The organism is Algibacter sp. L4_22 (assembly GCF_023473045.1).
Lineage (GTDB): Bacteria > Bacteroidota > Bacteroidia > Flavobacteriales > Flavobacteriaceae > Algibacter.
In genome coordinates this window covers 1-686 of sequence record NZ_JAMCOK010000067.1, presented here as the reverse complement: position 1 = coordinate 686, position 686 = coordinate 1, and the positions used below count along the sequence as shown (strand labels likewise).

The following is a 686-nucleotide window of genomic DNA, read 5'->3' as shown; positions in this document are numbered from 1 at the left end:
TTTTTTTTCTCAGTTTCTAAATGTATTTACGACGAAAATATTATTCTGTATCGTTCTATCAGAGTCGAATATGCTTTTTCCTACGTACAGAGAAAGAGAAGAGAGAAGAGTCCGTCATTCATATCCGTCAGTACCCGCGTCTTATTCTACCCCCTGAAGAAAAGTAATTATAGAGAAAAAGAAAAGAAGATTTACTCCGCATTCCTCTTCGCCGCAGCCGCCGCAACCGCCTTTAGCGCGGCCGGCGCATCATCCCACGGCATCACCAACTCAACAAACCGCATCTTGTTCGTCTCTCCACTCGAAAACTCCTCGTCTTGGAATAGCTTCTCCACCTCCTCCTTGGTCTCCACCCTGTACGTCAGTACGCTTCCCTCCTCTGCACCGAAAACCTTGGGGATATCTTTATATCGCCACTCCTGGACATCGTTGTATGCGTCTTCCCAGCCGTGGATCAGGCGCTCGATGGTGTAGCCTTTGTTGCAGATGACGAAGATGATGGGGGCCAGCTTGTTGCGGAGCATGGTGGAGACTTCTTGAGCAGTAAGCTGGAAGGAGCCGTCACCGGTGAAGAGGATGGTGCGCTTGATATTGCTTTCCTTTGCGGCGAGTGCAGCGCCTTGGCAGGAGCCTGTGGCGTAGCCGATGGAGCCCCAGAGGACTTGGGAAATGGCGCGGACGTTCGC

1 protein-coding gene is annotated in these 686 nt (G+C 51.2%); it reads right to left on the bottom strand.

Annotation, left to right across the window (positions count from 1 at the left end; all coding sequences use genetic code 11):
• Positions 1-191: 191 nt before the first annotated feature.
• On the bottom strand, positions 192-686 hold a 495-nt coding region (locus tag M4I23_RS19600), incomplete at its 5' end, for a thiamine pyrophosphate-dependent enzyme (protein WP_249755543.1).